Origin of the sequence: Gracilibacillus timonensis, from assembly GCF_900086715.1 — a bacterium.
In the GTDB taxonomy this organism is placed as follows: domain Bacteria; phylum Bacillota; class Bacilli; order Bacillales; family Amphibacillaceae; genus Gracilibacillus; species Gracilibacillus timonensis.
On sequence record NZ_FLKH01000011.1, the window covers coordinates 816439 to 829787 of the forward strand.

Annotated in this window: 15 protein-coding genes; 7 read left to right on the forward strand and 8 right to left on the reverse strand. The window is 42.3% G+C overall.

Going from position 1 to position 13349, the window contains the following annotated elements; translation table 11 throughout:
- The first annotated feature begins 135 nt into the window (after positions 1-135).
- Positions 136-942, forward strand: coding sequence for a histidinol-phosphatase (locus BN6556_RS11110; protein ID WP_066191090.1), 807 nt, complete (start codon positions 136-138; stop codon positions 940-942).
- A gap of 50 nt (positions 943-992) precedes the next feature.
- On the opposite strand, the gene BN6556_RS11115 is transcribed toward BN6556_RS11110, so the two are convergent.
- Complete coding sequence (locus BN6556_RS11115) at positions 993-1931, reverse strand: aldo/keto reductase (RefSeq protein ID WP_066191095.1); 939 nt, start codon at positions 1929-1931, stop codon at positions 993-995.
- 188 nt (positions 1932-2119) lie between these two features.
- Between BN6556_RS11115 and BN6556_RS11120 the strand changes: the two genes are divergently transcribed.
- Genes BN6556_RS11120 through BN6556_RS22115 form a run of 4 tightly spaced genes read left to right on the forward strand, consistent with a single transcriptional unit; the run spans position 2120 to position 3104 of the window.
- Entirely contained in the window at positions 2120-2326 is a 207-nt protein-coding gene (locus tag BN6556_RS11120; protein ID WP_066191099.1) for a helix-turn-helix transcriptional regulator, read from the forward strand.
- On the forward strand, positions 2326-2706 hold the full coding sequence (locus BN6556_RS11125) for a hypothetical protein (RefSeq protein ID WP_066191103.1): 381 nt from the start codon (positions 2326-2328) through the stop codon (positions 2704-2706). The genes BN6556_RS11120 and BN6556_RS11125 overlap by 1 nt, the downstream gene beginning before the upstream one ends.
- Positions 2707-2723: 17 nt before the next feature.
- Positions 2724-2900: a hypothetical protein gene (locus BN6556_RS22110; protein ID WP_161485695.1), complete on the forward strand. Its 177-nt coding sequence runs from the start codon at positions 2724-2726 to the stop codon at positions 2898-2900.
- Positions 2901-2936: 36 nt separating this feature from the next.
- Entirely contained in the window at positions 2937-3104 is a 168-nt protein-coding gene (locus BN6556_RS22115; RefSeq protein WP_161485696.1) for a hypothetical protein, read from the forward strand.
- A 52-nt stretch (positions 3105-3156) separates the two neighbouring features.
- Here the strand turns inward: BN6556_RS22115 and iolG are convergent, their stop codons facing one another.
- The 7 genes from iolG to BN6556_RS11160 all read right to left on the reverse strand — a co-directional run bounded on the left by iolG (position 3157) and on the right by BN6556_RS11160 (position 11449).
- A complete protein-coding gene (gene iolG, locus BN6556_RS11130; RefSeq protein WP_066191107.1) occupies positions 3157-4173 on the reverse strand; it encodes an inositol 2-dehydrogenase in 1017 nt (338 codons plus the stop codon).
- A 74-nt stretch (positions 4174-4247) separates the two neighbouring features.
- On the reverse strand, positions 4248-5108 hold the full coding sequence (gene fba / locus BN6556_RS11135) for a class II fructose-1,6-bisphosphate aldolase (protein ID WP_066191111.1): 861 nt from the start codon (positions 5106-5108) through the stop codon (positions 4248-4250).
- 5 nt (positions 5109-5113) lie between these two features.
- Positions 5114-6013, reverse strand: a complete 900-nt coding sequence (iolE, locus tag BN6556_RS11140) for a myo-inosose-2 dehydratase (RefSeq protein ID WP_066191114.1) — start codon at positions 6011-6013, stop codon at positions 5114-5116.
- 19 nt (positions 6014-6032) lie between these two features.
- Positions 6033-7946 (reverse strand): 3D-(3,5/4)-trihydroxycyclohexane-1,2-dione acylhydrolase (decyclizing), encoded by a 1914-nt coding sequence (gene iolD, locus BN6556_RS11145; protein WP_066191117.1) that lies wholly within the window; start codon positions 7944-7946, stop codon positions 6033-6035.
- Between the two features lie 78 nt (positions 7947-8024).
- On the reverse strand, positions 8025-9005 hold the full coding sequence (gene iolC, locus BN6556_RS11150; RefSeq protein ID WP_066191119.1) for a 5-dehydro-2-deoxygluconokinase: 981 nt from the start codon (positions 9003-9005) through the stop codon (positions 8025-8027).
- Positions 9006-9097: 92 nt separating this feature from the next.
- Positions 9098-9916: a 5-deoxy-glucuronate isomerase gene (gene iolB, locus BN6556_RS11155; protein WP_066191122.1), complete on the reverse strand. Its 819-nt coding sequence runs from the start codon at positions 9914-9916 to the stop codon at positions 9098-9100.
- A gap of 75 nt (positions 9917-9991) precedes the next feature.
- On the reverse strand, positions 9992-11449 hold the full coding sequence (locus tag BN6556_RS11160) for a CoA-acylating methylmalonate-semialdehyde dehydrogenase (protein WP_066191127.1): 1458 nt from the start codon (positions 11447-11449) through the stop codon (positions 9992-9994).
- 317 nt (positions 11450-11766) lie between these two features.
- Here BN6556_RS11160 and BN6556_RS11165 point away from each other — a divergent pair, with 317 nt between their 5' ends.
- Together BN6556_RS11165 and BN6556_RS11170 are read left to right on the forward strand one after the other, a co-directional pair.
- On the forward strand, positions 11767-12522 hold the full coding sequence (locus tag BN6556_RS11165) for a DeoR/GlpR family DNA-binding transcription regulator (RefSeq protein WP_066191130.1): 756 nt from the start codon (positions 11767-11769) through the stop codon (positions 12520-12522).
- 57 nt (positions 12523-12579) lie between these two features.
- Entirely contained in the window at positions 12580-12942 is a 363-nt protein-coding gene (locus BN6556_RS11170; RefSeq protein WP_066191133.1) for a hypothetical protein, read from the forward strand.
- Positions 12943-13349: the final 407 nt, after the last annotated feature.

Consider the following 13349-nt stretch of genomic DNA (forward strand, 5'->3'; position numbering starts at 1 on the left):
CTCCTCTTCCATAGAATAAGACAAGTTTTTTTAATTGTCAACTTATTTTTATTTTGGGTTAACAATTAAAATGAATGAGTTGCCGTTCTGTTTGCTTTGGCTTAAACTAGTAGATAAAGAGAGGGAGGTGCTCAGATGACATTTGATTTACATAATCACCATTACCGCTGTGGTCACGCAGAAGGACAGATAGAGGATTACATACAGGCGGCTATACAACGTGGCTTACAGTATATTGGGATTGCTGATCACTCGCCGTTTTTCTACAGCGAGGAAGATCAGCTGCGTCCTGATATTGCGATGGCCAAAAGCGAGTTTCCTAACTATGTACAGGAAGTGCTGGAGCTTAAGAAAAAATACCAAGGGAAAATCGATGTACTACTAGGCATGGAGAGTGATTACTTTCCGGCACATGAAGAGGTATATCGCCGGCAGTACAAGCAATACCCGTTTGACTATGTGATTGGTTCGGTTCACTTTGTTAATGATGTGAATATTTTTGAAAAAGGGCGTTGGGATGGCTTAAATGAAGACGAGCGTGTGCAAGAAAAAGAACGGTATTATCAGTTGATTCAGCAATCAGCCAAAAGTGGCCTCTTTCAAATCTTAGGTCATATCGATGCCATGAAAGGTTTTTATCCCGATTTTTCTAACATTGAGACACCGATTATCGACGAGACACTTCAAGTAATTGCCCAAGAAGGCGTGGCGATAGAAGTGAATACGTCAGGGAAAACAAAGGATTGTGGCGGCTGGTATCCGTCTCATGAAATCTTAGAACGAGCTTGCTATTATGGGGTGGATATCTCCTTCGGTTCCGATGCCCATGTGCCTGAGCGGATTGGTGATGATTTCGAAGAAGTGCAGCAAACCTTGCGGGATATCGGATTTAAAGAGATGGTTTATTATGTGGAGAAAAAAAGGCGTTCATTGCTATTATAATTTATCGCCCCTGTTTGGATGACAAAACAGGGGCGATGTTGCTTTCAACGTTAAGAAAAGATATGACTAATCTTATTAAATTGGACATCAGAGATCGAAACATCCAACGTGTGTAAGTTGCTTTGCACCTGTGCCCCGTTTTTGGCACCTGGAATGATCACATCAATGGCATCATGAGCGAGGTACCAAGCTAATACTAAATGGGCAACTTGGATCTGTTTTTGATTGGCAATTTCTCGAAGCTGTTCCACTTTGGCCAGATTGTCCCGGAATGCTTGTCCTTGAAAATGCGCTTGATTATTACGTAAGTCTCCTTCTGGGAAGGTAGTGCTTACGTCATATTTTCCTGCTAGCAATCCGGAAACAAGTGGAAAGAAAGGCACAAAAGAAATCTGTTGCTTCTTTGTGTAATCAAAAAATGCTTGTTCCGCTTCTCGTTGAATGAGATTGTATAAACCTTGGTACACATCCACATATCCATCTTTATTTGCTTCTTTCAATTGATCGATTGAAAAATTGGAAACCCCGATCGCACGAATTTTGCCGGCGTCTTTTAGTTCTTTTAATGCACCAACTGCTTCATCTTTAGGAGTATGTTCATCTGGAGAATGTATATAAAACAGATCTATATAGTCGGTTTGTAATCGCTGTAAAGCGTCATCTACCGACTGCTTCAAAAAAGCAGGAGAATTATTCATTTTCACTTCGCCATTGTCGAAGACATGCGCTGCCTTGGTAGCAATCACGACATCGTGGCGTTTACCCATGCCCTTGACCACTTTTCCAACCAACTCTTCTGAATAACGCGGACCGTAGATAAAAGCAGTGTCTAAAAAGTCGACACCATGATTTATCGCGTCGCGTACCATATCCATTCCTTGTTGGTCATCCAAATTAGGATACAGATTATGTCCACCAACCGCATTTGTCCCTAACCCAATCGGATTTACGACTAAATCGGTATTAGCAATTTTTACTTTTTGATTCATATCCAACCTCCTCGAATAATGTGGTTAACAAGGCTTTGGTTGACCGATAATGCCTTGAATCTCTTAGCCATTTTATCATATCTTTCTTTTATCCCGCCAATGGTTCACATTCGTATTTATTGTAAAGGAACATTGACAGTTAAGTGAGCTTTACATTATAATGATAAATAACAGGAGTGAGGCACAAGATGAAAAATCGCATCAAAGAATGCAGGAAAGTACAAGGGATTTCGCAAGAGAAGATGGCACAGACCTTAAAGGTTTCCCGTCAAACGATTATTTCGATTGAAAAAGGGAAATACAATCCTTCCTTGCCACTTGCTATGCAAATCGCTCGGATGTTTGATCAGACGGTGGAAGAAATATTTATTTTGGAAGAGGAGGATCAAGATTGATGACATCATATGATCGTAAGTTATTTATTATTTTTGGGATTGTATTTTTGCTGATGAGCGCATTGTTTAATGTGGCAACGATCAGTACAGGGGCATTTCCAGCAGGGCATGATATCATGCTGCTGGCGGTGACATTGTCATGTTTTTGCAATGCTTATTTGGCACCGCAATTTGTCCAAAAAGATGAACGAGTAAAACGAATTAAGGAGCGGGGCGTCTATCTCAGCTATTTTATCGTATTGGCATTTATCATTGTTTTAACGGCTTTGCTCCATTTTGAAGTCTTGCATTTAAGTGGTTATCAAGCGATATCGCTATTGGCAGCGTTTATGATAGGAACAGTGTTTGTTGCATTTGTCGTATTGGCTCGTAAATACTAAGAGAAAGAGGGAAATATGTGAATCCTACTTTAATTATAATCATGTTAATTGCCATGATTTTATTGACTATTATTTCTTATAAAGGTCGTAATCAACAAAAGGAATTAACACGAAAAGCATTCTACGGGACTGTTGCCGTGATGGCCAGCATGTTTATCATTATAGTGGTGACGGTGGTCATGCAAAATAGTTAATTGGGTTTGTAAATATCAAGAGAAAGAAGGAGACAAGTGAATCCTATTTTGATTATATTAATTGTGATTTCCATGGTTCTATTGGCTATCGTTTCTCACAAAGGGTGTAATCAACAAAAGGAATTAACGAGGAAAGGTTTTTATGGAATCGTTGCCGTGATGGTTATTAATGTTTATCGTGATGGTAGTGGTTATGCAAAATAGTTAACAGAAATCATCTGGTAGTTGCCACCAGGTGATTTCTATTAGGGATAGGTTATAACGGTACCTCATTCAATTCCACTGTTCGGTTCTCCTGCCAAGATATCTTAGCTGCTAGGGCCAATCTTTCTGCTTGCAAACCATCTTCAAACTGTGCCAAAACTGGCTCATCGTTTAAAATTGACTGAGCGAATGCATTGATCTCATCGATGTAACCTTGATTATAACGCTCTAAGAAGAAGTGTTTCGGTTTATCTTCAGTTACCGAAGTGGTGGTGCTTATTTTGACGTTGGTCGGCTTCTCATTCTCTACTTGCACCATTCCTTGATTGCCAAACACCTCAATCCGTTGATCATATCCGTAGACTGCTTGACGACTGTTATCGATCACGCCAAGGGAACCATCGGCAAAGGTGACGGTTATGATGGCGGTGTCTACATCATCATTACGGCTGAATGTCTCATCTACTAAAGAGGCAGCCTTGACCGTAATATTTTTGATGGGCTGGCCGGATAAATAGCGGATCATATCAAAGTCATGAATAGTCATGTCGATAAATAAGCCACCAGATCGTTGAATATATGCTTCAGGTGGTGCTTCCGGATCTCGTGATGTAATCTTAATAATATGTGGTGTGCCGATCTCTCCAGACCGAACGACATCATGTGCCTTGCGGAAGTGATGGTCAAAGCGTCGGTTAAAGCCTACTTGAAATTTAATGTTATGTGCTTTTATCGTTTCTAATGCACGTAGCGTTTCCTCAATATCGAAGCTGATCGGTTTTTCGCAAAAGATATGTTTGTTGTTTTGCGCCGCCTTCGTAATAAAATCGGTATGCGTGTCGGTACTGGAACAGATAAATATCGCATCTATCTCGGGATCACGGAGCAGTTCATCTGCATGGTTGGTGATATGCGGAACCGCCTGCAAAAAATCGGTTTTCTGCAAGTGATCGGTATAGACGTCAGAGATCGTTTTTAAATGAAAACGATTAGATAATAGCATGTTGTGGGCGTGCAGTTGACCAATGCGTCCTGCCCCAATAATGCCTGCGGTTACTTTTTTGTTCATGATCGTACCTCCAAATATAGATTCTCATTCGTACAGTTGATATGTAGCATTTCCTATTTCAAAAACAGCAAAAACTATCCAGCTTTGTGCGCAGAACCGAACAATTGGATTTTTCTCGTTACTACTTGCTCGATCGCTGCCATACCCGGTCCGAGAATATCTGGAGGGCTGTATAAATCGGGCTTTTCGGTTAACAATGTGCGAATGGTTTGCGCCCAGGCTTGGTTGCATTCTGTATTCACGTTGATTTTCGCATGACCATATTGAATCGCCTTGATGATCTGATAATCGGGAATGCCTGAACCCCCATGTAAGGCGAACGGAACATCCATCAAGTTGTCTGAGATTTCTTTCATTAAATCAAAGGCTAAGTTTGGCTCCCCTTGATAGGGACCGTGCACAGAACCGAGGGCAGCGGCAAGTGCGTCCACCCTTGTCGCTGCAACTAATTGATAACATTCATTAGGGTCGGCATACTGGATACCTGATGTCACACCATCTTCGGTACCGCCAACGGAACCGATTTCGGCCTCTACCGAAACGTGGTGAGCTTTGGCGTAAGCAACGACTTCGCGTGTTCTCTGAATATTTTCTGGCAAAGGCAGGCTGGAACCATCATACATCACGGAGCTATAACCAGCATCAATCGCCGCTGTACAACGCTCAACCGTAAAGCCATGATCCAAGTGTAGGACAACAGGCACCGTAATGTTCATTTCTTCTATCATTTTTTTGGTGGTGGCAGCAATCACGTTTACTCCGCCCAAATAATCAACAATTCGATCAGTGGAAGCGAGAATAACGGGTGATTTCTGGCGTTCTGCAGCACGTAGGATGGCTTCTACCCATTGAAAGCTGTTGATATTGAATTGGCCGACGGCATAATGATTTTGTTTAGCTTTTGGGAGCAATTCTTTTAATGTAACCAGTGATATAACGATTACCTCCTTTCATTCGTTAGTAAAATGTTGTCGATATATTTGCGAGCGATTAAGGCATACTCCAGTGGATGGGCAAGTGCAGGGTCTTGTTCTGCCTCAACAACAATCCATCCATGATATTTCGTTTCGTTAAGGAATTGATAGATTTCGGTAAAATCAATTACACCATCACCGGGAACGGTAAACATGCCTGCCAGGAAGGCATCGCGAAAGGACAGGCCTTGTGCTTCTGCTGCCGCCATCACATCTTGACGAATATCTTTGAAATGGACATGCTTAATACGATCTCGATGTTTTGTTAAAAGGGACATGCAGGTATGATCGGAGGCAAAAATATGTCCTGTATCATAAAGAAGATGGACATAATTGGCATCCGTTGTCTCCATTAAACGATCAATTTCTGCTAAAGTTTGGACGCCCGTACCTAGGTGATGATGAAACACCAGTAACAAATCATACTCTGCTGCTATCCGACCTAAGATATTCAGCCCTTTTGCCAAAGTGACCCATTCTGAATCGTTAAAAATCGGTTTCTCGGTAAAAATATTATCGTCTAGCGCTTGAATGCTGTAGCTTTGTTCCGATACAACCGCTACTGCTGCTCCAACATCGCGCAAGTATTGACAGTGTTCGTGGAAATCCTTACTTGCTTGATCAATGCCATCACGAATGATAAAACTAGAGAACCATTTCCCCGCAATTTCCAAGTTGCGCAAGCGTAATTCTTTGTTTAGTGTTGTAGCATCCGGGAAAAATCCGCCGACCTCTGTTCCATCAAAGCCTGCAACGACAATATCACTGAGTAGATGGGAGAGGGTGTTGTCTTTCCCGATCGAAGGGATGTCGTCGTTGCGCCAACCAATTGGTGCGATGCCCCATTTAATGAATTTAGCTGTCATAAGCTCACCTCATTTGTGATTAATATTGTCGTGCCGATTGTCGCACTTGTTGTTTTTCCTGATAAGCCTGTTGCACGTTCTCATTATTAGATACTTCCGCTACACCGACATTCCACCAAGCTTCATAACCGGCTGTCATCGTTTTAGGGAGTACCTTCATCTCGATCAAAGTGGAGACATTTTGCTGTTTAGCATCTGCAATGGCGGCCTGTAATTCAGCGGGGGTATTGGCACGGTAAACTTTGGCACCGTACCCCTCTGCAACTTTGGCATAATCAATATTTAAAATTTGGTCATCGTTGTTGCGGAACTCGGTGAAGAAACTGTTACTCCCATGCTCCATTTGCAGGTTGTTAATGCAGCCAAACCCAGCATTGTCAAACAACATGATATTAATTTTCTTATCGTATTGCAATGCAGTAACTAATTCAGTATGAAGCATAAGAAAACTGCCATCTCCAACCATTGAATAGACTTCTTGATCAGGAGCTGCTATTTTTGCCCCTAATGCACCGGCTATTTCATATCCCATACAGGAATAACCATATTCGACATGGTACGTATTTTCTTTGCTAGGATGCCAGAGGCGCTGCATGTCGCCAGGCAACGAACCGGAGGAAGTCACCACAATAGCATTTGGATCAATGGCCTCATTAATCGTGTATAAGGCGGTTGTTTGAGCGAATTCTGTTTTCAAACTATCTGCATATTCCTGTAAAACAGAGGCTGGCAGATGATCCTTTACTTCAGGAATAAAATCTTTCGCTTGAAACGTAATGGATCCTAAACGTTGACGTTCCTGGTTCCATTCTGCTTTTAGCTCGCTCGTTCTCGCGCCAAATGTGGATTGATAGTTTCCTAATGTTTGTTCTAACTGCTCTAGGGTTGCCCGCGCATCGGCAACAACTTGAAAGGCGTCTAATTTATAGGCTTGAAAGCGACTGACATTAATATTTAAGAACTTGGTATGATCAAAGTCAAACGCCGTCTTAGAAGATGTAGCAAAATCCGTATAGCGTGTACCGATTCCAATAATCAGGTCTGCCTCTTGTGCAGCTTTGTTAGCGGAGAAGGTACCAGTAACTCCGAGTCCACCAAGGTTATTGGGGAATTCTGCGGAGATTGTTGCCTTACCAGCTTGTGTCTCTACTAATGGGATATCGTGTTGTTTGGAAAGGCGTGTCAGTACTGCTTGCGCCTGTGAGTATTTAGCCCCGCCTCCGACAAGGAAAAGTGGTTTTTTGCTCTGTTTGATTAACTGCGTAGCCCCTTGCCATTCTCGTTCTACTGGGGACTTACGATCCAAGTAATGTACCCGTTTTTGAAAAAAGCTTTCCTCATAATCAAAGGCTTCGCCAGCCACATCCTGACCAATCGCAATCGTTACAGGGCCTGCTGTAGCTGGATTTGTCATTACTTCAAAGGCACGAATTAAACTGGACATAAGCTGCTCTGGGCGAGTGATGCGATCCCAATAACGAGAGACGGCACGTAAGGCGTCATTGGTTGACACGTCCGCACTATATTCCTGCTCTACTTGCTGTAAAACAGGGTCAGGCTGCCGGTTGGAGAAGACATCGCCCGGGATAAATAACACTGGAATATTATTGGCTAAAGCGGTTCCAGCTGCGGCCGCAAGATTGGCAGAGCCGGGACCGATGGATGTCGTCACGGCGTAGATTTGCTGGCGCAGCTTTTGCTTGCTGAAGGCGATAGCGGCGTGTGCCATGCCTTGCTCATTTTTGCCTTGATAGATGTTTAAACCGTCTCCATATTGTTCTAGGGCTTGACCAATACCTAGCACATTGCCATGACCAAAAATATTGAATACCCCATCCACAAAGCGGAATTCTTCACCGTCTACATGAAGATACTGTTGTTTTAAAAACGTGACTAAGGCTTGCCCGGTTGTTAAACGAATTGTATCACCCATACGATCTAACCTTCTTTCTTCTATATGGTAAGTTATGTTTGCGGTCACCTGTACATTTTTTTTGGAACAAGGTGCTTTTTACGAGCGATCGCGAATCAGTTGTTCAATCTCGGCAACGGTCGGCATCGCCTCAGATGAGCTGTGTTTACTGACGACAATAGAAGCAGAGGCGCTGCCAAATTGTAAGGCCGTTTCATAGTCTTTTTCTTTAACCAAAGCATATAGGAAGGCGGAGGCATAGGAGTCACCGGCACCAAATGTTTTTAATACCTTGGTTTGATAGGCGTGGCCGTGATGAACACTACCGTCTGGCTCATAAGCATAGGAACCATCAACGCCATGTTTTATAACCACCAGTTCTGCGCCGTGAGCAAATAAGTGTTGCACCGTCTTGTGGTTGTCTCCACCGCTTTCTAGGTTTTCCATCACATCATATTCATCACGTGTCCCAATAATGACATCAGACATTTCAGCGGCTAAGGAATAATAAATTGCTGTTTCATTCTTGGATTTCCAGGTGTATGCCCGGTAATCTAATTCAAAAATAACCTTTACGTCATGCTTTTTCGCTACATGGATTGCCTTAAACACAGCTTCGCGAGAAGGACTGAGGGCGAGGGCCGTACCAGAAACAAGTAAAATCTTTGCTTGTTTAATATAGTCTTCTCTTACTTCTGCTGGTTCGAGGAATAAGTCTGCTACATTGTCACGATACATTAAGATACTACATTCTTCAGGGCTGAGGATTTCTGTGAAGGCTAGCCCTGCTTTGCGGTCTTCGGTATCAAATACCATGTTAGAAGTATCTACCCCTTTTTCACTCATATATTGCTTGATATAATTTCCGTGCTGATCTTTAGGGATTTTACCGATGAACCCGGCTTTTAAGCCAAGCTTCCCGCTTCCAATCGCAATATTCGCTGGAGATCCACCGACATATTTGGTGAAAGTCATGGTTTCTTCCATCGGGCGGTTGTATTCATTGGCGTTTAAATCAATACATGCCCGCCCAATCGCGATAATATCAAATTCTCTATTCTGGTGAAACGTCAGTGCCATTTTTTTCACTCCTTTGGTATCGTTGGTTGATCACCACATGGACTGTTCGTAACGTCCCACTTCATAAAACGGACGTTGATCATCGTCTTACTTTATTCTCGATTAATGATCCATTCGTGATCTTTTTCGTTATGGAATTTCCATATGCGTTTAGGTCCAGCCATCACATTAAGGTAATAAGAGGCATAGCCGTCTGGTACACCTACTGGATGATAGCCTTTTGGTACAAGTACGACATTGCTATTTTCAACAGCCATTGTTTCATCAAGTGAGCGATCCTCGGTATACACACGCTGGAAGACGAACCCTTGGGGCGGGTCGATTTCATGATAGTAGCTCTCTTCTAAGAAGGATTCCTCCGGCAGGTTATCCTGATCATGTTTATGTGGTGGGTAGCTAGACCAATTGGCTGTTTCGGTAAAGACTTCGACGACTAGTAAACTGTTAGCTGCTGGATCTGAATCGGGCAAAATATTGTGTACTTGTCGTTTGTTATGATATTTTCCGCGATGTTCGACGCCGTTATCTGCTGCCTTAATTAGTTTGGTAGGCAGTTCTCGATGAGACGGAGCGTAACAAAGGGCAACCCGTGCCTTGGTATTACCAGTGATTTTAACTGTTTTGTTGTGTGACACGTATACACTGTCGGTTGGTTTTCTGTCAAAGACGCTATTACGTGTTCCGACCCCTTCGAAGGTTTCGTTGCTATCTGATACCGTAATTTGACCAGTCAAGGCAACGATACATAGTTCATGATCGGTGAGTATTTCTTCATATACACCTTGAGTTTCTAAATCAATGATCTTAAAACCAACATATTCAAGTTCTGTGTTTGCTTTGTTGACGTCGTGAATCAATGTTACACCTTTTGCCATGTTTTTCTGGATCGGTTTTTTTAATAATGTAGCCATGCTTTCGTTCCCTCCTGCGTAGAATGTTGTGGAACAGGAAGGAAACTACCCTCATCCTTCCTGTCTATTGGTTGCCTAAGAGAAATCTGGTTCTGGATAACGAGCGGTGACGACTTTTTTACGTGTATAAAAGTCGACACTGTCTTTTCCATTGGCATGAAGTGTCCCAAAAAAGGAAGATTTCCAACCAGAGAATGGGAAAAAGGCCATGGGTGCTGGCACACCTAAATTAATGCCCAACATGCCTGCATCTATATTCTCACGGAAATAGCGAACCGATAAAGCATTGGTGGTAAAGAGACAAGCCCCGTTAGCAAACTCTGATTGATTGGCATATTTTACAGCTTCTTTGAGATTTTTTACTCGAACAATGGAAAGAACGGGAGCAAAGATTTCCTCCTGCCAAATCGACATATCTTGTGTTACTCCATCAAAAATAGTTGGACCTACGAAATAACCCTCTTCTACTTGTTCACTACGTCCATCACGCACTAGTTGTGCGCCTTCTTCAAGCCCTTTTTTAATATACCCTAAAGTACGTTCTTTTGCCTCGTCACGGATGACAGGACCTAAGAAAACACCTTCATCTAATCCATTTCCCATTTTGATATCGTCGGTTGCTTCTTTTAGTTTGGTAACGAAGGCATCGGCAATGGATTCCTCTACTGTCACAACTGCACAAGCCATACAACGCTCGCCAGCAGAGCCAAAGGCGGCACTGATAATTTCTTTTATAGCAAGGTCTAAATCAGCGTCAGCTAATACCGTTGTATGATTTTTGGCACCTGTAAGAGCTTGCACACGTTTTAGGTTTTCACTGCCACGTTTATAGACATATTCTCCAACTGGCTTAGAACCAACAAAAGATACAGCTTTGACAAGTGGATGATCAAGGATGCCATTTACGACATTATGTGCTCCATGAATAATCGTGAAGACACCCTTTGGCAAGCCAGCTTCATCTAACAACTCTGCTAATCTCTCTGCAAGCAGTGGGGTCTTTTCCGAAGGCTTCAAAATAAAGGAATTTCCCACGGCGATGGCCATTGGGAACATCCAACATGGAACCATCATGGGGAAGTTGAATGGTGCAATACCACCAACGACACCAACCGGATAGCGATAGTTGGCTGCTTCAATATTTGAAGCGATGGTGGAGAGCGAATCACCCATCATCAATGTTGGGGCACCTGCTGCAAATTCCACGTTCTCTATTCCACGACCTACCTCGCCAAGTGCCTCACTGTAATTTTTTCCATTTTCCTTCGTGATTAGGGTGGCAAGTTCTTCTTGATGTGCTTGTAATAGATGTTGATATTGGAAAAGAATACGCGCTCGTTTTGCTACGGATACGTTTTTCCATTTATCTTGAGCGACTTGAGCAGCTTGTACAGCTTCTTCAAAGTCTGCTGTTGTTGAGATAGGTACTTTTGCTAGTACTTCTTTGGTTGCTGGATTATAGACATCTTCATACTGATTGGTTTTACTGACTAGCCATTCACCGTTAATAAAGTTTTTTAGTTTTCTAGACATGGAAAGTTCCTCCTTTAAGATATGTTTGTCGGATCATTTAATATGAATGCGTTTTCGTTTCTGCAATGATTATAACACATGTCTATCAAAAAGTTAACAATAAAATGATGATAAATTGATATATTTTTGGTTAACTTTTATATAACATCCTCATTTGAATTAGCTTATTCTGTTTAAAACAGTTTATGAGGGGAATAACATAAAGAGATTAGCGAAAGAGTAAGTTAAAAAGAGAAATTGTAAAAAAATGATGAACTTTTGATTTTCTTTTGATAGAATGTAAGACAAATAGATAAAAAGGATAAGGAGAATGTCCTATGATGAAAGCACAACGGGTTAACGCTATTCTAGAGTATGTCAAACAAAGGGAGTCGGTTTCCCTGGACGATTTGATGGAAGAGTTTAATGTATCAAAGAATACGATTCGACGAGATGTACAAGAATTAGCAGATAGTGAGAAATTGGTGAAGGTTTATGGTGGTGTTTCGATTGCCAAGCCGCTAACAGTGCCATATCAAGATCGTAAGGTGAAGAAATTTCAAGAGAAACAAGTAGTAGCAAGACTTGCCGCACAGTTTGTCGAGGATGGCGATATTATATTTATTGACTCCGGTACCACTACTGGTGAAATGCTTCCTTTTATTACGGATAAAAACATTACCATTGTGACCAATAATTTGGATTTCACGTTGGAGGCTACTGGTTACCCACATTTGCATATTTATTCAACCGGGGGCATGTTTGAGCGTTCGACCAGATCGTATGTGGGCACCGAGAGTGCGAATATGATTAGTAAGTATAATTTTAACAAGGCATTTATGGCCTCAACGGGACTTTCGTTAAGCAAAGGAATCACTAATTCCTCTCCGCTGGAGACACAGATTAAGACGAAGGTGATTGAGAAGAGTGAGCAGGTTTTTGTCATGGTGGACCATAGTAAGTTTGATAGTTATTCCTTAACTACTTATTGCGACTTTAATCAAATCGATTATCTCATTACCGATCAAAAACCAGATGAGGTATACATGCAGAATAGTGCAGAGAATAGTTATAAGGTTATTTATCCAGAATAAGAACAATAAAGTCATTCCCAGGTTGGGGATGGCTTTTATTATTTAACGATTCTATGTATGGAACGTATGCGAGATCCCGGAAACGACAGCTGCAATGATGGGCGGTTCTGGGAAAATAATCGTCAGTCTAGGGATGACGCCCAAAATCAGAGGGGAAGATGGGAAAAAGGTCGTCATCGTGGAAATGACGGCCAAAATTGGAGGGAAAAGCGCGGAAACGGTCGTCATCGTGGAAATGACGGCAAAATTGGAGGGGAAGCTGAGGAAATGGGCGTCATCGTGGAAATGACGGCCAAAATTGGAGAGGAAGCTGAGGAAATGGTCGTCATCATGGAAATGACGGCCAAAATTGGAGAGGAAGCTGAGGAAATGGCCGTCATCATGGAAATGACGGCCAAAATTGGAGAGGAAGCTGAGTAAATGGCCGTCATCATGGAAATGACGCCCAAAATCGGAGAGGAAGCCGAGTAAATGGCCGTCATCATGGAAATGACGGCCAAAATCGGAGGGAGAAGCACGGAAATGGTCGTCATCATGAAAATGACGGCCAAAATTGGAGAGGAAGCTGAGTAAATGGGCGTCATCATGGAAATGACGGCCAAAATCGGAGAGGAAGCCGAGTAAATGGCCGTCATCGTGAAAATGACGGCCAAAATCCGAGGGAGAAGTGCGGAAATGGGCGTCATCATGGAAATGACGGCCAAAATCGGAGAGGAAATGACGCCCAAACACCCATAATCCAGATCAAAATCGAAACTTTGGTTGTTATCATGTAGTGAATACTAATAAGATTCTAGTCAAAGGGTTTCTTTTTTTATATGTTAAAA